Source organism: Granulosicoccus sp. 3-233, assembly GCF_052681095.1.
Genome location: NZ_JBQYLE010000013.1, coordinates 116,706 through 136,534, shown reverse-complemented (window position 1 = coordinate 136,534; position 19,829 = coordinate 116,706). Strand labels below are relative to the sequence as shown.

The 19,829-nt window shown below is 58.6% G+C and carries 20 protein-coding genes; 15 read left to right on the top strand and 5 right to left on the bottom strand.

Annotated features, from left to right (window positions below; translation table 11 throughout):
* The first annotated feature begins 332 nt into the window (after positions 1–332).
* From ACUNV4_RS26215 to ACUNV4_RS26185, 7 genes are all read left to right on the top strand, one after another.
* Positions 333–1,349, top strand: a complete 1,017-nt coding sequence (locus ACUNV4_RS26215) for a Bug family tripartite tricarboxylate transporter substrate binding protein (protein ID WP_430881617.1) — start codon at positions 333–335, stop codon at positions 1,347–1,349.
* 88 nt (positions 1,350–1,437) lie between these two features.
* A complete protein-coding gene (locus tag ACUNV4_RS26210; protein ID WP_430881616.1) occupies positions 1,438–1,926 on the top strand; it encodes a tripartite tricarboxylate transporter TctB family protein in 489 nt (162 codons plus the stop codon).
* Entirely contained in the window at positions 1,926–3,458 is a 1,533-nt protein-coding gene (locus ACUNV4_RS26205; RefSeq protein ID WP_430881615.1) for a tripartite tricarboxylate transporter permease, read from the top strand. The genes ACUNV4_RS26210 and ACUNV4_RS26205 overlap by 1 nt, the downstream gene beginning before the upstream one ends.
* Positions 3,455–4,090, top strand: coding sequence for a TetR/AcrR family transcriptional regulator (locus ACUNV4_RS26200; RefSeq protein ID WP_430881614.1), 636 nt, complete (start codon positions 3,455–3,457; stop codon positions 4,088–4,090). The genes ACUNV4_RS26205 and ACUNV4_RS26200 overlap by 4 nt, the downstream gene beginning before the upstream one ends.
* Positions 4,091–4,120: 30 nt before the next feature.
* Complete coding sequence (locus ACUNV4_RS26195; protein ID WP_430881613.1) at positions 4,121–5,272, top strand: Gfo/Idh/MocA family protein; 1,152 nt, start codon at positions 4,121–4,123, stop codon at positions 5,270–5,272.
* A gap of 3 nt (positions 5,273–5,275) precedes the next feature.
* Complete coding sequence (locus tag ACUNV4_RS26190) at positions 5,276–6,445, top strand: dihydrodipicolinate synthase family protein (RefSeq protein ID WP_430881612.1); 1,170 nt, start codon at positions 5,276–5,278, stop codon at positions 6,443–6,445.
* The gene (locus tag ACUNV4_RS26185) at positions 6,442–7,260 is read left to right on the top strand and encodes a sugar phosphate isomerase/epimerase family protein (protein WP_430881611.1); all 819 of its coding nucleotides are present in this window, start codon (positions 6,442–6,444) and stop codon (positions 7,258–7,260) included. The genes ACUNV4_RS26190 and ACUNV4_RS26185 overlap by 4 nt, the downstream gene beginning before the upstream one ends.
* A 221-nt stretch (positions 7,261–7,481) precedes the next feature.
* On the opposite strand, the gene ACUNV4_RS26180 is transcribed toward ACUNV4_RS26185, so the two are convergent.
* On the bottom strand, positions 7,482–8,519 hold the full coding sequence (locus ACUNV4_RS26180; RefSeq protein WP_430881610.1) for a Gfo/Idh/MocA family protein: 1,038 nt from the start codon (positions 8,517–8,519) through the stop codon (positions 7,482–7,484).
* A gap of 167 nt (positions 8,520–8,686) precedes the next feature.
* On the opposite strand from ACUNV4_RS26180, the gene hemF reads away from it, so the two are divergent.
* Both hemF and ACUNV4_RS26170 read left to right on the top strand, forming a co-directional pair.
* Entirely contained in the window at positions 8,687–9,616 is a 930-nt protein-coding gene (gene hemF, locus ACUNV4_RS26175; protein ID WP_430881609.1) for an oxygen-dependent coproporphyrinogen oxidase, read from the top strand.
* Positions 9,613–10,176, top strand: a complete 564-nt coding sequence (locus tag ACUNV4_RS26170) for an acyl-CoA thioesterase (protein ID WP_430881608.1) — start codon at positions 9,613–9,615, stop codon at positions 10,174–10,176. The genes hemF and ACUNV4_RS26170 overlap by 4 nt, the downstream gene beginning before the upstream one ends.
* A gap of 215 nt (positions 10,177–10,391) precedes the next feature.
* Here ACUNV4_RS26170 and ACUNV4_RS26165 read toward each other — a convergent pair whose 3' ends face one another.
* Positions 10,392–10,832, bottom strand: coding sequence for a DMT family transporter (locus tag ACUNV4_RS26165; RefSeq protein WP_430881607.1), 441 nt, complete (start codon positions 10,830–10,832; stop codon positions 10,392–10,394).
* Between the two features lie 149 nt (positions 10,833–10,981).
* Here ACUNV4_RS26165 and ACUNV4_RS26160 point away from each other — a divergent pair, with 149 nt between their 5' ends.
* The 6 genes from ACUNV4_RS26160 to ACUNV4_RS26135 are packed head-to-tail and all read left to right on the top strand — an operon-like array spanning position 10,982 to position 17,072.
* Positions 10,982–11,764, top strand: a complete 783-nt coding sequence (locus tag ACUNV4_RS26160; RefSeq protein WP_430881606.1) for a FadR/GntR family transcriptional regulator — start codon at positions 10,982–10,984, stop codon at positions 11,762–11,764.
* Positions 11,754–12,956 carry an aminotransferase class I/II-fold pyridoxal phosphate-dependent enzyme gene (locus ACUNV4_RS26155; protein ID WP_430881605.1) on the top strand — a complete coding sequence of 401 codons (1,203 nt, stop codon included), beginning with the start codon at positions 11,754–11,756 and terminating at the stop codon, positions 12,954–12,956. Before ACUNV4_RS26160 ends, ACUNV4_RS26155 begins: the two co-directional genes overlap by 11 nt.
* Positions 12,957–13,006: 50 nt before the next feature.
* The gene (locus ACUNV4_RS26150) at positions 13,007–14,272 is read left to right on the top strand and encodes an ABC transporter substrate-binding protein (protein WP_430881604.1); all 1,266 of its coding nucleotides are present in this window, start codon (positions 13,007–13,009) and stop codon (positions 14,270–14,272) included.
* The gene (locus tag ACUNV4_RS26145; protein ID WP_430881603.1) at positions 14,254–15,207 is read left to right on the top strand and encodes a carbohydrate ABC transporter permease; all 954 of its coding nucleotides are present in this window, start codon (positions 14,254–14,256) and stop codon (positions 15,205–15,207) included. The genes ACUNV4_RS26150 and ACUNV4_RS26145 overlap by 19 nt, the downstream gene beginning before the upstream one ends.
* Positions 15,204–16,028 carry a carbohydrate ABC transporter permease gene (locus ACUNV4_RS26140; protein WP_430881602.1) on the top strand — a complete coding sequence of 275 codons (825 nt, stop codon included), beginning with the start codon at positions 15,204–15,206 and terminating at the stop codon, positions 16,026–16,028. Before ACUNV4_RS26145 ends, ACUNV4_RS26140 begins: the two co-directional genes overlap by 4 nt.
* 9 nt (positions 16,029–16,037) lie before the next feature.
* A complete protein-coding gene (locus ACUNV4_RS26135) occupies positions 16,038–17,072 on the top strand; it encodes an ABC transporter ATP-binding protein (protein WP_430881601.1) in 1,035 nt (344 codons plus the stop codon).
* An 83-nt stretch (positions 17,073–17,155) separates the two neighbouring features.
* Here the strand turns inward: ACUNV4_RS26135 and nfsA are convergent, their stop codons facing one another.
* The 3 genes from nfsA to ACUNV4_RS26120 are packed head-to-tail and all read right to left on the bottom strand — an operon-like array spanning position 17,156 to position 19,810.
* A complete protein-coding gene (gene nfsA / locus ACUNV4_RS26130) occupies positions 17,156–17,908 on the bottom strand; it encodes an oxygen-insensitive NADPH nitroreductase (protein ID WP_430881600.1) in 753 nt (250 codons plus the stop codon).
* 4 nt (positions 17,909–17,912) lie between these two features.
* Positions 17,913–18,956: an aldo/keto reductase gene (locus ACUNV4_RS26125; protein ID WP_430881599.1), complete on the bottom strand. Its 1,044-nt coding sequence runs from the start codon at positions 18,954–18,956 to the stop codon at positions 17,913–17,915.
* Positions 18,953–19,810 (bottom strand): branched-chain amino acid aminotransferase, encoded by an 858-nt coding sequence (locus ACUNV4_RS26120; RefSeq protein WP_430881598.1) that lies wholly within the window; start codon positions 19,808–19,810, stop codon positions 18,953–18,955. The genes ACUNV4_RS26125 and ACUNV4_RS26120 overlap by 4 nt, the downstream gene beginning before the upstream one ends.
* Positions 19,811–19,829 lie beyond the last annotated feature (19 nt).

The window sequence follows — 19,829 nt, the reverse complement described above, 5'->3', positions numbered from 1 at the left end:
TGACTGCCTGACTGCCTGACTGCCTGACTGCCTGACTGCCTGACTGCCTGACTGCCTGACTGCCTGACTGCCTGACTGCCTGACTGCCAACAATAATATCCGTTCCTGCTCTCGGCAGTCAGGCATGCCCATCCGGGCGGTTTCCACCCTTTTCAGCCAACGACAAAGCGCCTCTGACCGCCCATCAGCGAGCAAGCTCGCGCTGGCACCCGGTCGCTCTCCTACGCGTTTCTCATAATTTCATTACCCATGACAAATGTTCTTGACACCTTTGAAACGCCTATTTATATTACCTACTAGTTGGTAACAAAAACAACGGGAAGGAGAAATCAATGCAGTTCAAACACCTCATTGCAGCCTCAGTCACCACAGCCACGCTGCTGGCCGCAAGTACACCTGCCCTGGCGGAATGGCAGCCGGATCGTCCCATCAACATCATCGTCCCCTGGTCAGCCGGTGGTTCCACCGATCAGGTCACCCGCGTCGTGGCGCCGCTTCTGGAAGAAGGTCTGGGCACCAAGATCGTCATCGTCAACCAGCCAGGTGCCTCTGGTTCACAAGGCACCCAGGCAGCTCTCGATGCGCCACGCGACGGATACACCTGGACAGCGAACGCGATTGCCAACAATGCCACCTACGCCATCACCGGCTTGGTCGAAAACACCTCCATCGATGATTATGAGATCTACCTGCACGTTGCCAATGTGCCCGTGGTCAGTGTCAATGCCGATGCTCCCTATCAGGATTTTGGTGAGTTGCTGGAAGCCATGAAGGGTGACGACGTTACCGTGGGTACCGCTGGCGTCAACTCATCCGGCGGCATGGCTCTGGCAGCCATCAAGGAAGAAATAGAGGGGGAGCTGGGTGCCCGTATGGTCACTTATGACGGTGGCAACCCGGCCGTCATGGCAGCTGCCAGTGGTGAAGTTGCCGTGACTACCCAGCTGGCTACCGAGCAGACGGAGATGATCCGTGCCGGCAAGTTACGCGCTCTGGCAGTCCTGTCAGACAAGCCGCTGGTGGTGGAAGGTATCGATCCGATCCCACCAGTTACCGACTGGCTGGCCGACATGCCGATCGCCGCAGACTATTTCGGGGTGTTCATTCCCAAAGGTGCTCCGCAGGACGTGTATGACACGGTCGCAAAGGTATGGGAGGAGAACGTCATGGACTCCGAAGAGATGAAGACCTATGCCTCGGAGCGCGGTGCCGTATTTGCGCCAAGCCACGGTGAAGCAGCACGTGCCGTTGCCATGCCGGTAGTCATTGCAGAAGCCTGTGCCCGCGTCACGCGCGGCGAAGCCGTGGTCGATCCTTCCACGATCGGCATCGACTGCCCTGCCGAGTAATTTCCACCAGCCCCCCGGAGTGCGGCCTCCAGGGCCGTACTCCGACATCACCTCGAGACCTGTCCCACACTCTCTGTCGATAGAAACCATGTTCTCTGACCCAAGAACTGCCGATCGAATAACCGGACTGGTGCTGCTCATGCTGGGCATTGCCATGCTGGTCGGCGGCTACACCATGGACCGCCTGGAGATACGTCAGATACATCCGGCCAGCATTCCGGGTCTGGTTCCCATGGGCCTTGGCGCCGCCATGATCATCTGCTCCCTGCTGCTGATCCTGTCCGCCGGTGCAGGCAATGATCAGAAGAGCACGGCAGAACAGGGATCTTTCAAGAACCTCTTCATCAGCATCATCCTGTGTATCGGCTATGCCATCGGTCTACTGGGAAAGATGCCTTTCGTTCTGGCTACCGGCATTTTCATCTTCGTGTTTTCCCTGTATTTCAGCTGGACAGCTGACAGTGGCAAGAACCACTCGACACCGAAACTCGTGATTCTGACGGCCCTGTTTGCCGCTGTGTTCTCAGGCGCCATCTCCCTGCTCTTCCAGTACGGATTTCTCGTGAGGTTACCCTGATGCAAGCGCTGCAATCACTGTTCGACGCGCTGTTCAACCTCCTCACGCCCATGTCCGTGTTCCACGTGATCTGGGCGAGCCTGCTCGGCATCTTTGTCGGAAGCCTGCCCGGACTCACGGCCACCATGGGTGTGGCCTTGCTGACCACACTCACCTACACACTGGATCGAGACGCCGCCATACTTGTATTGATCTGCATGTATGTGGGCGCCATATACGGTGGCTCGCGCAGCGCCATCCTGCTCAATATTCCAGGCACGCCTGCCAGTGCCGCAACCTCGCTTGATGGCTACCCGCTCGCACAGAAAGGCCAGGCGGCCAATGCCATGGCGCTCGCAACTGCTGGATCTGCACTGGGAACACTGGTTGGCATCGTGCTGCTGGTGATGCTGGCACCGCCTCTGGCCGAAATTGCACTGGATTTCGGCTCCTTCGAATTCTTCTGGCTGGCTCTGTTCGGTATCGTCATATCGGGTCAGTTGACCGGCGGCGGTTCAGCGCTCAAGGGATATATAGCCGGGCTGCTGGGCTTGATGGTTGCCATGATCGGCAGCGAAGGCATTCATGCACATGTGCGCTTCAACCTCGGGCTGAGCGACCTGAACGGCGGTATCGCACTCATTCCGGCCATGGTCGGCGCCTTCGGCTTTGCCGAAGTGCTGACCGTGATGTGGCGTCCCAAGGGCGAAATGGTGGAAGCAAGCGCCAGATCTACCAGCGCCTTGCCCAGACTGATCGATCTGTGGCGCTACAAGTTCACGATCGTACGCTCCGGCGTCATCGGCACCATCGTCGGCATCATACCCGGAGTCGGTGAAGACATCGGCGCCTGGTCTTCCTACGCTGCCGCCAAGAAACTCAGCAAGGAACCCGAGATGTATGGCAAGGGCTCCACCGAGGGTTTGACCGCAGCCGAGACCGGCAACAGCGCCGTGGTACCCGGCGCCCTGATACCGGCATTGACGCTGGCGGTACCCGGTTCAGCACCAGCCGCTGTGCTGATTGCAGCACTGTTCATTCATGGCATTCGTCCGGGTCCCATGATCATGATCGAGCAGCCCGACTTCATCTACAACATTGCAGCCATGCTGATCCTGGCCACCATTGCAATAGCCGCTTTCGGTCTGTCCCTGACTCGGGTATTCATCAAGATACTCAAGGTACCTCGTGAACTGCTGATGCCGATCGTCTTCACACTCTGCGTCATCGGTCCCTATGCCCTGACCCAACGCGTGTTCGACATCTGGGTCATGCTGTTCTTCGGACTCGCCGGATTCATTCTGCGACGCATGAACTACCCCATGGCGCCGCTGGTGCTGGGCATCATTCTGGGCACCTTGCTGGACAAGAGTCTGCGTCGTGGACTGACGCTCAGCAATGGTGATCTGTCGCCATTCTTCACCCGTCCCATTTCTGCCACCTTCGCCATCATCATCGGCCTCTCCATTCTTCTCAGCATTCCTGCGGTCCGCCGCGCTCTGCTTCGCCTGCTGCCCGGCAAGCGGAATATCCCGATCCAGGATGAATCATGAAAGCGAAAGCGAACACAGGACGACGCGACGCGGAACTCTCACGCCGCATGATTCTGGATGCGGCACTGGTCGAGTTCTCTGAGAAGGGTTTCTCGGGTGCTCGTATCGACACCATTGCGGCTGCTGCCGGTGTCTCCAAGCCCATGATCTACAGCTACTATGGCGACAAGGATGACCTGTACGCCGCCGCTCTGCGCGAAGCCTATATCCAGATTCGAGCGGGAGAACAGGAACTGGACCTGCAGCACAAGTCCCCCGAAGAAGCCATACGTGCACTGGTGAGTTTCACACTGAATCACTTCAAGTCGAAGCCCTGGTTCATCTCCATGCTCAACACCGAGAACCTGCATCAGGGCACGACCATCAAGAAGATTCATGATGTCGGCGAGATCCAGTCGCGCCTGGTGCAGGAGCTCGAAGTCATTCTGAAACGTGGTCAGAGCGATGGCATTTTCCGCCAGGGGATCGACCCGGTGGACCTGTATATCACCATCGCCTCTCTGTGCTACTTCCCCATTTCCAATGCGCACACGCTGCGCGTTGTGTTCAACAAACCGGTTGACGAAGACGACTGGCTGGAACAGCGCCGCCAGGACGCCGAGGACATGGTCATCCGCTTTCTACAACCCTGAATTTCACTAAAGACATCAGAGAACGACATCATGACGCAGCAACGCATCGGTATCATCATGCACGGGGTCACCGGCCGCATGGGAATGAACCAGCATCTCATCCGCTCGGTACTGGCCATTCGAGATCAGGGTGGAGTATTACTCAGAGACGGCACTCGCCTGATGCCGGATCCGATCATCGTGGGACGCAACGAAGCCAAGATTGCCGAACTGGCCAAGGCGCATGGCGTGGAACGCTACACCACCGACATGGAAGCGGCCCTGGCCAATCCGGACGACACGGTATTCTTCGATGCCGCCTCCACTCAACTGCGCCCCGAACTGCTGCGACAGGCCATCGACGCCGGCAAGCACATCTACTGCGAGAAACCGATTTCCGAGAAACTCGAGCAGGCACTGGAGATTGCCAACTACGCCAAGTCGAAAGGTGTCAAGAATGGCATCGTGCACGACAAGCTGGACCTGCCCGGTCTGCTGAAGCTCAAACGATTGCGAGACAGCGGTTTTTTCGGCAAGATCCTGTCGGTGCGCGGTGAGTTCGGTTACTGGGTATTCGAAGGCGACTGGATGCCGGCACAGCGACCCAGCTGGAACTACCGCGCAGCAGACGGTGGTGGCATCATCTCCGACATGCTGTGCCACTGGCGCTATGTTCTGGACAATGTCTTCGCACCGGTCAAGGCGGTGTCCTGCACCGGCGCTGTACACATTCCGGATCGCTGGGACGAAAACGGAGAACACTACAAGGCTGACGCCGATGATGCTGCCTATGCCACCTTCGAGCTGGAAGGCGGCATCATTGCCAATATCAATTCGAGCTGGTGTGTGCGGGTACGTCGTGATGATCTCGTCACCTTTCAGGTTGACGGCACCCATGGTTCGGCCGTTGCCGGTCTGCACAGCTGCGTCAGTCAGCATCGCGTCAATACCCCCAAACCGGTCTGGAATCCGGATCAGCCGCAAACCATGAATTTCATGGAGGACTGGGAAGAAGTCCCTGACAATCATGATTTCGATAATGGTTTCAAGGTGCAGTGGGAACAGTTCCTCAGACATGTGGCCGAAGATGGCCCATGGAACTACACACTGATGGAAGGCGCGAAGGGTGTGCAGCTGGCCGAACTGGGACACCAGAGCTGGAAGGAGCGCCGCTGGATAGACATTCCGTCTCTGGAGGGCTGAAGCATGTCGGTCACCATTCAACTACCTGTTGCCGATGGCTCGCTCGAGCGCATCACACTGCTTGCCGGTCCAGAACCGGCCGCAGCTGATGGCCAATGGAACCGTATCGGTTACGCAGCCGCCCACGTGGTCTGTGACCCACTGGCTGACAACGACCCCTGGATCGATACCGCTGTCGACTGGGATCGCACACTGGCGTACCGCGAATACCTGTGGAGTATCGGCCTGGGCGTGGCCGAGGCAATGGACACCGCACAACGTGGCATGGGGCTGAGCTGGGAAACCTCGCTGGAGCTGGTTCAGCGCAGTATGGAACTTGCCAATGCCGGCGGTCATCTGATCGCCAGCGGTGCCGGTACCGATCATCTGGAGATAACGCCGGATCTGACGCTCGATGATGTCATCGCCGCCTACGAAATGCAGTGCGAGGCCATTGAGGCCACCGGTAGCCGTGTCATCCTTATGGCATCCAGAGCACTGACAGCGGTAGCCTCGGGACCGGAGGACTATGCAAAGGTCTACGCACGTGTTCTCGGAGGCCTGAAGCAACCAGCCATCCTTCATTGGCTGGGTGAGATGTTCGACCCGGCCCTGAAAGGCTACTGGGGCTCTGACGATCACATGACAGCGATGGGCACTTGCCTTGAGATCCTCAAGGACAATGCTGACAATATCGATGGAATCAAGATTTCCCTGCTGTCGGCTGACAAGGAAATCCACATGCGCAATCGCCTGCCGGAAGGCGTGAAGATGTACACCGGCGATGACTTCAACTACCCCGACCTCATTCAGGGTGATGAAGACGGTTTTTCCCATGCCTTGCTGGGTATATTCGATCCCATCGCAGGGGCAGCGGCCAGAGCGCTGTCGGCTCTGGGTGCCGGAGATAACGCTGCATACCGACAAGCCTTCGATCCAACCGTGCCGCTGTCACGCCATATCTTCAAGGCACCGACCCGATACTACAAGACCGGTGTTGTCTTCATGGCCTATCTGAACGGTCATCAGAACCATTTCACCATGGTCGGTGGGCAGGAGAGCACGCGTTCCACCCTGCACCTGGCCGAACTCATGCGTCTGGCCAACGATGCGCAGCTGTTTACCGATCCGCAAGAGGCCGCACGTCGAGCCAGTGCGGTATTCTCCGCTCGTGGTGTGGAGATACTTGCATGATCACACCAGAGAAGCTGTCGCTGAACACGGCCACTGTCAGCAAGCAGTGGAATCTGCAGCAAGCGGTGGAAGGCTGTCTGCGACATGGTATCGGCGGCATTGCACCCTGGCGGGACAAACTGCACGAAGCCGGGGTCAGTCAGGGTGCTCGCATGATTCGCGAGTCGGGATTGGCCGTATCAGGACTCTGCCGGGGTGGCTGGTACACCGCCGAAGGCGCACTGACGCAGTCGGTCATCGATGACAACAAGGCAGCGGTGGATGAAGCCGTAGCCATCGGTGCCGCCTGCCTTGTAATGGTCGTCGGTGGCCTTGCGCCCGGCTCTCGTGATCTCATTGGCGCTCGCCAGATTGTCACCGAAGGCCTGGGCAAGACGCTTGAGTACGCCCGCACGGTCAATATGCCCATTGCCATCGAACCGCTGCACCCGATGTATGCCGCGGATCGTGCCTGCGTGAATACCACCGGCCAGGCGCTGGATATCTGTGACGAACTCGGAGATGGTATCGGTGTGGCGCTGGACGTCTATCACATCTGGTGGGATCCGGATATTCGTGCGCAGATTCAGCGCGCCGGCAAGGAACGCTTGCTCGCCTTTCACATCTGTGACTGGTTATCTCCGACCAGCGACATGCTGACAGACCGCGGCATGATGGGTGATGGTGTCATCGACATCAGACACTATCGAGCCATGGTCGAGCATCAGGGCTTCAACGGGCTCAATGAGGTCGAGATCTTTTCGGCTGAAAACTGGTGGAAGCGCGATCCGGATGAAGTACTGCAGGAAATGATCAGCCGCGCTCGAGAGTGCTGAGCAGGCGCCAAAGCGGTTAAAATCGGTTCAATGTGCGCGGTGCCTGCCCGCGCCTTGTCCGCGTCCGGCATGGCACCCGGACAGCTCTGACGCACGAATGCACGAATGCACTAATTCACTGATGCATCATGGCCAGCAGCCAGCAAGGACATTGCCCCGCATCATGAAGCACGCAACCGACCAGTAGCGGCTGCGTGCTTCTCCGAGCGGGGAAAAGCGCTTCAGCCGACTGTCTCCGGCGTGACATCCACCTGCTTGCCTTGCTGCGATGAAGCGACCAGCGCATCGATCAGATGATGCACCCGCAGACCCTCACGACCACTGATGCGTGGTTGTGTTCCAGACCGGATGCTGTCAACGAAATCCTCGATGAGGTCGCGATGCCAGTCGCAAGGGAAAGCCATGGGGTCCGCACCACCACCTGTCCCCGTGGTCTCTCCGAGCTCTTCACTGCTGCCATCCCGGTAATGCACGAGCAATCGACCCGCTTCCAGCGTGGCACTGCCATTTGTACCGTCGATACTGAGTGTCTCCGCCCCACCGGGATAAGCCGCCGTCGTTGCGACAATGGAGCCCACGGCACCTGACGCAAAACGCACACAACCCGCAGCAAAATCCTCGGCCTCGAGTGTGTGCAGCGGCGTCGTGGCGCACATCGCCTGCACCGAGCTGGCAGGCCCTGTCAGACTCAGCATCAGATCCATGACATGAATGGCCTGACTGATCAGGACACCACCGCCGTCTCGTGCATAACTGCCGCGCCCGGGAACATCGTAATAGGACTGCTCGCGCCACCAGGGAACCTGTACCCTCACGCTGGCGATATCACCCAGCAAGCCTTCTCGCATGATGGTTGTCAAACGTTGTGCGCCCACTCGAAAGCGATGCTGGAACACCACGCCGAATTTCACGCCGGCGGCTTCGCAGGTTTCAACCAGAGCCGTCGCCTGCTCACTGCTGCGCTCGATGGGCTTTTCCGTCAGGATGTGCTTTCCGGCGGCAGCAAAAGTTCTGACCAGATCTTCCCGTTGATCTGGTGGCGTTACCAGAATGACAGCTTCAACCGACGCATCTGCAGCAATGGCGTCGATGGTATCGAATGCTGTTACACCGTAGGCCTCGGCAACCTCCAGCGCCCGTGGCTGACTGCGATTGTATACCCCGGCCAGATCCACCTTTCCCGTGAGCTGTTTGAGAGCTTCCAGATGTGGCTTTGACGCCATGCCAAGGCCAATCAGTGCAACGCGTGTACCTGTCAAGAGATTCTCCGAATGTGTGCTGTGAATGGAAGCGGGATTACTCTACGTCCTACTGGCAGGCATGTCCATGGCCATTGATCCCGCTCGGAAGCGACCATTGCCTGCCTGAGGTAGAATCCAAGTCGGCAAGCAGCCTCTCGATATTCCATTACGAGCTTTACTTCATCATGTCAAACACAAGCCATGGCACAGTCGACAGTGACGCTGTCCACGATTACCTGACTCATTTTCATGACACGCTGTGCCTGCAGCTGGAAGAACTCGATGGAGGAGCCACCTTCCTCAACGATGAGTGGACGCGACCGGAAGGCGGTGGTGGTTTGACGCGCATCATGACGGAAGGCGATCTATTCGAGAAGGCCGGCGTGGCCTTCTCCCGCGTCAGTGGAACCACCCTGCCGCCTTCCGCTTCGGCTCACCGTCCGGAGCTTGCTGGTCGCAGCTGGGAGGCCATGGGGGTTTCTCTGGTTCTTCATCCGCATAACCCCTATGTACCCACCACACACGCCAACATCCGCTTTTTCCGCGCCGACAAGGATGGCGAGTCACCCGTGTGGTGGTTCGGTGGAGGCTTTGACCTGACCCCCTACTACGGCTTCGAGGAGGACTGCGTGCACTGGCATCAGACGGCACGAGATGCCGTTGCCCCTTTCGGTGATGGCTTGCACGAACGCTTCAAGTCCTGGTGTGACGAGTACTTCTACCTCAAGCATCGAGACGAGGCTCGAGGCATAGGCGGTCTCTTCTTTGATGATTTCTCCGGTGAGAACTTCGAACATGCCTTTGGTCTGATGCAATCGGTTGGCAATCATTTCTTCCCGGCTTATGCCCCCATTGCACAGAGTCGCCGTGCGCTTCACTACACACAACGCGAACGAGACTTTCAACTCTATCGTCGTGGTCGCTATGTCGAATTCAACCTCGTGTTCGACCGGGGAACATTGTTCGGTCTGCAGTCAGGCGGACGCACCGAGTCCATTCTGATGTCACTGCCGCCACACGTCAGCTGGCACTACAATTTCCAGCCGGAACCGGATAGTCCGGAAGCCGAACTGACCAGCCGGTTCCTGCCGGTCCGAGACTGGCTGGCCTCATGAAACTGTTTCTGCGATTGTTCTGGCTGATACTCACTCAGTCACGCCGCCCCCGGCTGGGCATCCTGGATACCTCCGAGACGCCGCTGCGCGTACTGCCCAACGATCTCGATATCTTCATGCACGTCAACAACGGCGTGTACCTGACCTACGCCGATCTCGGACGCACCGATCTGATGCTGCGCAGCGGCACGTTCGCCCGTGTCCGCAAACAAGGCTGGTACCCGGTTGCGGCCGAAGCGAGCATCCGCTTCCGCAAATCACTGACGCTGGGGCAGCGCTTCAACATTCATACACGCATTGCCGGCTGGGATGATCGTGCCATCTATGTCGAACAGAATTTCATGCAAGGCGATACGCTGATGGCGCAGGCCTTCATCGATGCACGCTTTCTGGTTCGCGGTGGCGGCAAGGTCAGCGTCAATGAGCTGCTGTCAGTGCTCGAGATCGACGTTCAGCCCCCCGAAATGCCCGCAGCAATGCAACGCTGGATCGACGCAAAGCGTCGGGATAACCCCACGAGCGTCGACGAAACCGTGACCCCTCTATCCCGCACTGGCTAGGCACCAACGCCGAACAATCATCCTGTGCACCAGCACCAGCACCAGCACCAGCACCAGCATCGGCATCGGCATCGGCATCGGCATCGGCACCGACATCGGCACCGACATCGACACTGGTACTAGCACCGGCGCGCCCTCTCCCTGAAAGCCTGCTCCGAGCAATTTCCAGACGTCAAACAGAGTCGCTGACCCTGGACAATATCGCCCCTGCTCGTTCAGCCCCGATGCACCAGCAGGGCGCCGACAAACACCAGTCCCAGCCCCGCCAACCTTGTCCAGGACAGGCTGCGTAGCGGCAGACCGAAAGCACCGAAGTGATCGGCCAGGGCAGCCCCCATGAGCTGCCCTCCTACCAGGCAGACGAAGAACAGTGCGGCGCCCGTGATCGGGGCCAGTGCTGCAGCGCCAGCAACGATACCCACACCAATCATCCCTCCAAGCAAGGACCACCATGGCAAGGCGGCCAACAGGCTGGGGCGTAGCGACCCACCGGAGAACGGTAGCAGGATCAGCAAACACACCAGGGTGACAAACACCGAACAGGCCGCAGCTGCCACTGGCGAGCCCAGGATTCGGGACACCGCCGTATTGATGACAGGCTGCTGAGAGAACAGCATGCCCAGCAGAATCGAAAGACCGATGGGAAGCCACGACATGGCAGTAAATTCCTTTTGCAGAATCATCAGCGCGGCACATTAGCACGCATGTACGGGTCGACCGGCACAATTCATCATTGTCTGACAATCTTGAACATTGTCAGACAATCTGATATTAATGAAGCCTCAGTAGATGACGGATACACGATGTGACAGGCAAATCATCGATCAGACAAGGCCTCGGTACGGACACGCCAACGCGTGTGCGCGACAAATCCGCCAGCTCACCCGTGGAACTTCTGCGTCCCCTGAACCAGCCGAGCCTGGACAAATCCGTCATCAATGCGCTGATCGTCATGATCGAAAAGGCGCAGTTGAAGGTCGGCGATCGCCTGCCACCGGAACAGACACTGGCCAGTCGCCTGGGCGTCGGCCGATCCACCATCCGCGAAGCACTCAAGGCATGGCAGAGCATGGGGATCGTGACCCGCAACAAGGGTGCCGGCACGATCCTCGCCGCCGAAGTCACCTCCAACTCGGTCAATATTCCCATCACGCTGAAGCTGGAGGCCGAAAGCCTGCTGCGAACCAATGGTGTTCGTCGACCACTGGAAGTGGAAGCCATTCGGCTGGCCTGCGGACATGCCAGCCAGAACGATCGGGACGAGATCCAGCGTCGAGCCGACATCCTGATGGAGGTCTACCAGCGAGGTGAAGACTGGCGCAAGGTGGACTCGCAGTTTCACTCCGCCGTTCACAAGGCTTGTGGCAATCCGCTGTTCGGTCAACTGAGCACCAGGATCCATGCCGTGTTCCACGACATCTACAAGGACCCCTTCGACATGCCGTTGCTGGGTGAGGAATCCATTCCCGTTCACAGGCAGCTGGCCGATGCGATTTCAGCCGCCGATACTGCAGCTGCGGTGCAGTACATGCTGGACATCTCGCAAATCGTCGACGACGCAGTCAGGAAACAACTCGATGAGCTCTGAAACCACTTTGCCGGACATCCACATCGAGTCGCTCGCGAACTCGCATGCAGACTCACTGGCAACATTGCTCAGCGAGGCCTATGGCGGTGACAGTGGCGGCAGTATCACACCTCCGATCGTACAGTCATCGCTGTTTGCCTTTGACAGCTACGAAGCCTTCGAAGACCGCATGGCCGGCCGTACCGATACAGCCTTGTACACCCGGGTGCAGAACCCGACGGTCTCGGCTTTCGAATCGGCCATGGCCAGTGCCGAAGGCGGCGACACCGCAGTGTCCTTCGCCTCTGGCATGGGCGCCATCTCGGCAACCATGCTGGCACTGGTCAAGCCCGGTGATCGCATTGCCTGTGTCGAACATGTCTACCCGGACTCCTATCGCTTGTTCGAAAGGCTGCTTCGCCCCTTCGGTGTAGACATCAGCTACCACCCTCTCAGTGCTTTCGAGAACGATCCGGAGCTGCTCGATGGTGTTAGCGTCGCCTATCTGGAAAGCCCGAACAGCCTCATGTTCGATTCACTGAAGCTGAGCACCGTCGCAGCCCACGCGAAGCGCCACGGCGCTTGCACGGTCATCGACAATTCCTGGGCCACACCGGTATTCCAGCGCCCACTGGAGCAGGGTATCGACGTCACCCTGCATTCGGCGTCGAAATACATCTCCGGGCACTCGGATACGGTTGCAGGAGTCGTGGTTTCCAGCAAAGACATCATCCATCATATCCGCGATCTGACACTGCCACTGCTGGGTGCGAAACTGGCGCCGTTCGAAGCCTTCTTGCTGATGCGCGGACTTCGCACCCTGGTCCCGCGCATGCAGAGACATCAGGAGAGCACCAATTCGATCATCGATCAACTGATGAATGTCGACGGTGTTGAAAAGATCAATACAGCAATCGTGTCCCCCGAGAGAGGCATCCTGGGCCGCTCAGGTCTGTTCTCGGTTCAATTCGATGAATCGGTGGATATTCGGCGCCTGTGCAACGCGCTGAGCATCTTCAAGCTCGGCGTCAGCTGGGGTGGCTTTGAAAGCCTCGCCCTGCCTGCCCGCGTCGGACTGGCCCAGGCCAGTGCCGAGAACTCCATGCAACGCTTCAAGGTGCCGGACAACCTGGTGCGCATCAGTATCGGGCTTGAAGGCGCAGATGATTTATGGAAGGACCTCAGCCAGGCCATTGCACAGGCACGAAGCTGAGACACATCAGTACCTGAACGACAACTGAAACACACAGCGAGGAACAAGGCATGATGATGAGACAGCTGGTCGGTGTATCTCTGGCACTGTTGCTGGGGTCTGGAGCGGCCTCCGCCGAAACGAAACTGAAACTGGTGGAAGTGATTACCAGTCCCGAACGTACCCAGACCCTGCAGGCCATGGTCGATGACTACGAAGCAGCCAATCCGGGTGTGGAAGTGGAAATCGTCTCCCTGCCCTGGGGTCAGGCATTCGAGAAATTCGCCACCATGGTCGCCGGAGGCGACGTACCCGATGTGGTGGAAATGCCGGACCGCTGGCTGGCCCTGTACGCGGGCAACGACATGCTCATGTCACTCGAGGACAACATCAGCAATTGGGAGCACGGCGATACCCTGACACAGAAATCCCTGGACATGGGACGCTATGCAGGCGGCACCATGTACACGGTACCTTACGGCTTCTACCTGCGTGCCATGTTCTACAACCGCAAGTTGCTGGCCGAAGCCGGTATCGATGCACCTCCGGCCACCATGGCGGAATTCATGGAAGCCTCCGCCAGAATCTCCGAGCTGGATGGCAAGAGTGGCTATTGTCTGCGCGGTGGACCCGGCGGCCTCAATGGCTGGATCATGTTTGCAGCCACCATGAACGGCACCAACGAATTCTTCACCGAAGACGGCAAGAGCCGCCTGGATGAACCGGGCTCCATCGAAGGTATCCAGTTTCTGATCGACATGTATCAGAAGGGCTACGCCCCCAAGGATTCGGTCAGCTGGGGATTCAACGAGATCGTGGCAGGCTTCTACTCGGGAACCTGTGCCTTTCTTGACCAGGACCCGGATGCGTTGATTGCCGTGGCCGAACGTATGGACGCTGAAGATTTTGCCGTCGCCCCGATGCCAGTCGGTCCGGCAGGCAAGGCCTTCCCCACCATCGGCTATGCCGGCTGGTCTGTCTTCAAGTCAACCGAGCATGCCAGCGAGTCCTGGGACCTGGTGGCTCATCTGTCCTCGCCCGAAAGCAACAAGACCTGGGCCAAGCGAGTTGGCGTCATTCCGATTCACGAAGGTGCCGACCAGGACCCCTACTTCCAGACCGATCAGTTCAAGGGCTGGTTCACCGAGCTCAACGAACCTCAGTACGAACCCACCATCATGCCCACCTACCTCGAGAAGTTCGGCTTCTTTGCCGACTCCATCGCTCTGGAATCCAGCCAGGAAGCCTTGCTGGGTCAGCGCAGTGCCGAGGATATCGCCAGCGAATGGGCTGACTTTCTGACCGCGGAATACGCGAAATGGAAGGCAGACCAATAGCCGGTTTCGCAAGCGCTCGAAAAATGCCTCCAGCTGCCACGCCATGGCGTGCGCGGCTGGCGGTAGCCGCTGAGCCGTGGCTGTATCTCTCTCCGGGTCTGATTCTGATTACTCTGGTGATGCTGCTGCCACTGGTCATCGGCATCTCCTACGCCTTTCAGGCGATCTCGCTGATGAACCCGTTCGACACCGGCTGGATCGGTCTGCAGAACTTCAGCACTCTGATGGACGATGCCAAATTCTGGAAGTCGCTGAAGAACACCTTTCACTGGACGCTGGCGTCGGTAATCCTGCAGTTTCTGCTGGGTCTGGGACTGGCCCTGCTGCTCAACCGCGGTTTTCACGGTCGCAAATTCGTGCAGGCACTGGTATTCCTGCCCTGGGCAGTACCCACGTTTCTCTCGGCGCTGACCTGGTCATGGCTGTTCAACCCGGTCATCGGCCCCATCCCTCACTGGCTGGCAGCCATCGGCATACTCAGCGAGCCGTACAATATCCTGTCCGACCCCGATACCGCGCTCTGGGGACCGATCATTGCCAATGTGTGGTTCGGCATTCCCTTCTTTGCCATCACTCTGCTGGCCGCCTTGCAATCGATCCCGAACGACCTGTATGAGGCCGCGGCCATTGATGGCGCAACCGCCTGGCAATGCTTCATCAAGATCACCCTGCCCTTTCTGGCCCCGATGATCCTGATCACCGTCATGCTCAGAGCCATCTGGGTGGCCAACTTTGCCGATCTGATCTTCGTCATGACGGGAGGCGGTCCGGCCAATTCCACACAGATCCTCTCCACCTATATCTTCACCACCGCATTTCGCAAACTCGACTTCGGTTATGCCTCGGCCATTGCCGTGATTCTGCTGTTGCTGCTGCTGGCCTACGCCGCTGTGTTGTTGCGCCTGCGCAAGAGCCTGAAGATGGTGGATGCATGAAAACATTTCTCACCGGCAGTCGCTATCTGGCGATCGCTGCCTATGTGCTCTTCGCACTGTTTCCTCTGTACTGGCTGTTGAAGATCGCCATCACGCCGGAAAAGCTGATCTACACACAGGGCACGGCGCTGTGGCCCGGCAGCATCACGCTGGAGAACTTTCGATCGGTGATCTTCGCCTCGGATTTCATGGCGTACTTTCGCAACAGTGTCACGGTCTCGCTGGTCAGCGCCGCCTTGACCACCGTCATCGCGGCCGCTGCCGGCTATGCCTTTTCCCGGTTCCGCTTCCGGGGAAAATCACTGGTGGTCGTGATACTGCTGATCACGCAGATGTTCCCCCTGTTGATGATCATCGCCCCGATATACAGGATCGTGGCCTCACTGGGATTGCTCAACACCCTGACCAGCCTGATCGTGGTCTACACCGCCTTCAATATTCCATTCGCCACCTTCCTGATGCAGTCCTTCTTCGATGGCATCCCCAGGGACCTGGATGAGGCGGCCATGATGGATGGCTGTACGCGATTGCAGGCCTTCCGCAAGGTCATTCTGCCGCTGACGCTACCCGGTCTTGCCGCCACCCTCGGTTTCATCTTCACGGCCGCCTGGAGCGAACTGCTGTTTGCCCTGATGCTGATCAATTCCAATGACAGCATGACGTTTCCGGTGGGTCTGCTGACCTTCGTATCCAAGTTTTCCGTGGACTGGGGGCAGATGATGGCAGCCGGTGTGCTGGCACTGGTCCCCAGCTGTCTGTTTTTCATCTTCATCCAGCGCTACCTCGTTCAGGGTCTGACCGCTGGTGCCGTCAAAGGTTGAGAACCGCTCATGGCCCGAATCGACATAGACAGTCTGCACAAGCGCTTTGGTGCAGACACCGTCATCAACGACGTCAACCTGTCGTTTGAAGAAGGCGAGTTCATCGTATTGGTGGGCCCTTCCGGTTGTGGCAAATCGACATTGCTGCGCATGATTGCCGGACTGGAAAGCATCAGCGGCGGTGAAATTCGCATGGATGGAAAACGCATGAACGATCTGCCACCACGTGATCGAGATATCGCCATGGTGTTCCAGTCCTATGCGCTCTATCCACATATGGATGTTGCCCGCAACATGGGCTTCAGCATGGAAATACAAGGCAGACCCGACGAGGAGAAGCGTGGCAAGATCGAGCAGGCCGCCGAAGTATTGGGATTGAATCGGCTTCTGAAACGTCTGCCTCGCGCGCTCTCGGGCGGGCAACGTCAGCGTGTTGCCATGGGACGTGCCATCGTGCGAGATCCCAGCGCCTTCCTGTTCGATGAACCGCTGTCGAACCTGGATGCAGCACTGCGGGTGGAAATGCGTCTGGAGATTGCCCGCCTGCATCAACAACTGGGCACCACCATGGTGTATGTGACGCATGATCAGGTCGAGGCGCTGACACTGGCAGACCGCATTGTCGTGCTCGATGGCGGCGTCGTGCAACAAGTAGGCACGCCGATGGAACTCTACGAGTCACCGGCCAATCTGTTCGTCGCGCGCTTCATCGGCTCACCCACCATGAACCTGATGGATATCAATGTCCTCTCACAAGCGCTGGGCCAGCCAGCCTTCCTCTCGGAAGCCAGTCAGTTGGGCATTCGACCGGAACACCTGACACCGGTCGATGCAGGTGCCGGCCATCTGCAAGGTACGGTCGAGGTGGTGGAGCGCCTGGGCGCGGATTCCTTCATCTACGCCCAGGTGCCCGGTGCCGGGCGTCTGCTCTGTCGCAGCAAGGGCAATACAAGCCTGAAACCCGGAGTTTCTCTGGGACTGCAGCTCGATCTGCCTCATCTGCATGGCTTTGACCAGCAAGGGCAATCGCTGCGACACGCCTAGTGTGTCACCTGCCTGATTTGTCAGAAAGCAGAAATCCCGTGCCAGTCTTGCTGCAAGCAGCACCGGCACGCCGCAGCGACACCTCAGCGCATCGTGAATCCGCGATCGGCCAGAAAGCCTCGCATATGCGGCCGTGATTCCTTGCCGACCAGCGCCTTCATCTCGCGACTCCAGTTGCTGTCCTTGTTGCCACCGGTACGTGACAGATAGTACTGCGACAGGGCCTCGTCGTAGGCTGCCACATGCGCAGACTGCGCGTCGGCATCATAGACTTCCTGCATCAGCACCGCATCGACGGCCAGTCGCGGCTTGACTTCAGGATCCTGTGCCGGATGGCCCAGACACAGTCCGAATACCGGATACACCTGCTCGGGCAGACCCAGCAGCTCGGCAACTTCGGCCGGATTGTTGCGCAGGCCTCCGATGTAGCAGATACCCAGTCCCAGTGACTCGGCCGCAATCACCGCCGTCTGGGCCGACAAGGCGACATCGATGGTGGCAATCATGAAATGCTCGGTCATGCCCGGTTCGAACTCCCCCCCTTGAGCCGCACAGGCCGCAGCCGGTCGATGCAGATCGGCACAGTACACCAGAAAGGCCCCGGCACTGGCGACATAGGCCTGACCACCCGCCAGCTCGGCCAGACGCTGACGTTTTTCCGGTGATTTCACCTGAATGACGCTGACTGCCTGCACATTGCTGGAGGTTGCAGCGGCCTGTCCGCAGGCCACGATCTCGCGTACCACCTCGTCGTCGACGATGCGATCCTCGAACTTGCGAATCGAGCGATGAGCCTGCAACAGTTCGATGACAGGATTGCTTGGAGTTTTATTCATGGGACTACATGGGTACCGGGTGATCAAGATAGATGGCATGGATACCCGCCTTGACCTCATCACTGAGTTCGAGGGAGGTCGCCGCAAGATTGTTGCGAAGCTGATCCATGGTGGTTGCACCGATGATGGTGGAGGTCATGAAGGGACGGCCCATGCAGAAGGCCAGTGCCATCTGCGACGGATCCAGACCGTGTTCGCGTGCCAGTGCCACATAGCGGTTGCAGACCTGTGCACTGCGCTCCGAGTAACGACCACCAAGCGCCTCGTTCATGCTGCGACGTGAGCCATCGGGGATCGTACCGTCACTGTACTTGCCGCTGAGCATGCCGGCAGCCAGCGGCGAATAGGTCAGCAGTCCGACGTTCTCATGGTGCGACAGCTCCGCCATGTCCAGGTCGAACAGGCGATTCATCAGATTGTATTCGTTCTGAATACTCACCACGCGAGGCAGATTCTCACGCTCGGCAATGCGCAGGTACTGCGCCGTGCCCCAGGCGCTTTCATTCGACAGGCCGACATGCAGGATGCGTCCGGCCTTGACCTGTGCATCCAGTTCGCGCAGCACCTCGTGCATGTTGTCCAGCACCTTGTCGGTCTGCTGGGCAGTCGGGTCGTAGGTCCAGTTCTGTCGAAACGCATAGCTGCCGCGATTCGGCCAATGCAGTTGATACAGATCGATGCGATCGGTCTGCAGCCGCTTCAGGCTGCGTTCGACGGACACGCGGATTTTCTCGGGGGTGATGTCCTTGCCACCGTACATCCATTCCTTGCCCTTGCCTGTCACCTTGGTGGCCAGCACCATCCGGTCGCGCTTGCCCGATTGCGCCACCCACTGCCCGATGATGGTTTCCGTGTCGCCCAGTGTCTCTGCCGTCAACGGCGTGGTGGGATACATCTCGGCGGTATCGATGAAATTGACACCGTGGTCCAGCGCGCAGTCGATCTGTTCGGCCGCTTCCGCAAAGGTATTCTGGGTGCCCCAGGTCATGCTGCCCAGGCAGATTTCGCTGACCAGTGTATCGGTCCGTCCCAACGGTAGCATCTTCATGAGTGTGCCCAATCCATGTAAGCGCTGCGTGCCTGCTGGGTGACAGGGCCAATCTCGTATTGTGTGTCATCGAAGGCAATGACAGGTGTGACCTTGGCCAGATTGCCGGTCAGGAACACTTCATCGGCGGCATGGAAATCCTCGATACGCAGCACCGACTCATGCACCTTGACGCCCGCTTCGCGCAGTAGCCCCATGATGCGTCGACGTGTGATGCCATCCAGAAAAGTGCCGTTGGGAACCGGAGTGAAGACTTCTCCATCGCGCACCATGAACACATTGCTGGTGGCAGACTCTGCCACATTGCCCAGCGTGTCGCACACCAGCGCATTGGTGAAGCCCTTGCTGACCGCTTCTCGCATCATGCGCGCATTGTTGGGATAGAGGCAGGCCGCCTTGGCATTGACCGTCGCCACATCCAACGTGGGCCTGCGAAAGCTTGTCGTGGTCAGTCTGGCAGCATTGGCCGCAGGCGGCATCGGAATCTCCTGCAGACACAGGCAGAAGTCGGTGGAGTCCGGATCGGCCGAGATGAATCCATCGCCATACCCGGTAGACCAGTACATGGGGCGAATGTAGATCGCGGCATCCTTGTGGAATTGCGCCAGACCTTCGTTGACGCGTTCGACAATCGCCTCGCTGGTCAGGGTCGGGTTCATGCCCAGGCTCAGGGCGGATTGATTGACCCGCTCGCAATGAGGCGCCAGGTCGGGAACGACGCCGTCGAACTGTCGGGCACCATCGAATACCAGGGTGCCCAACCAGGTTGCATGATCAGCCGAACGCATGATGGGGACACTGCCCTTCTGCCATTCGCCGCCGTGGAAGGTGAGAATCGGATTGTCGGTGGACACGATGTGCTTTCCTGCAAGA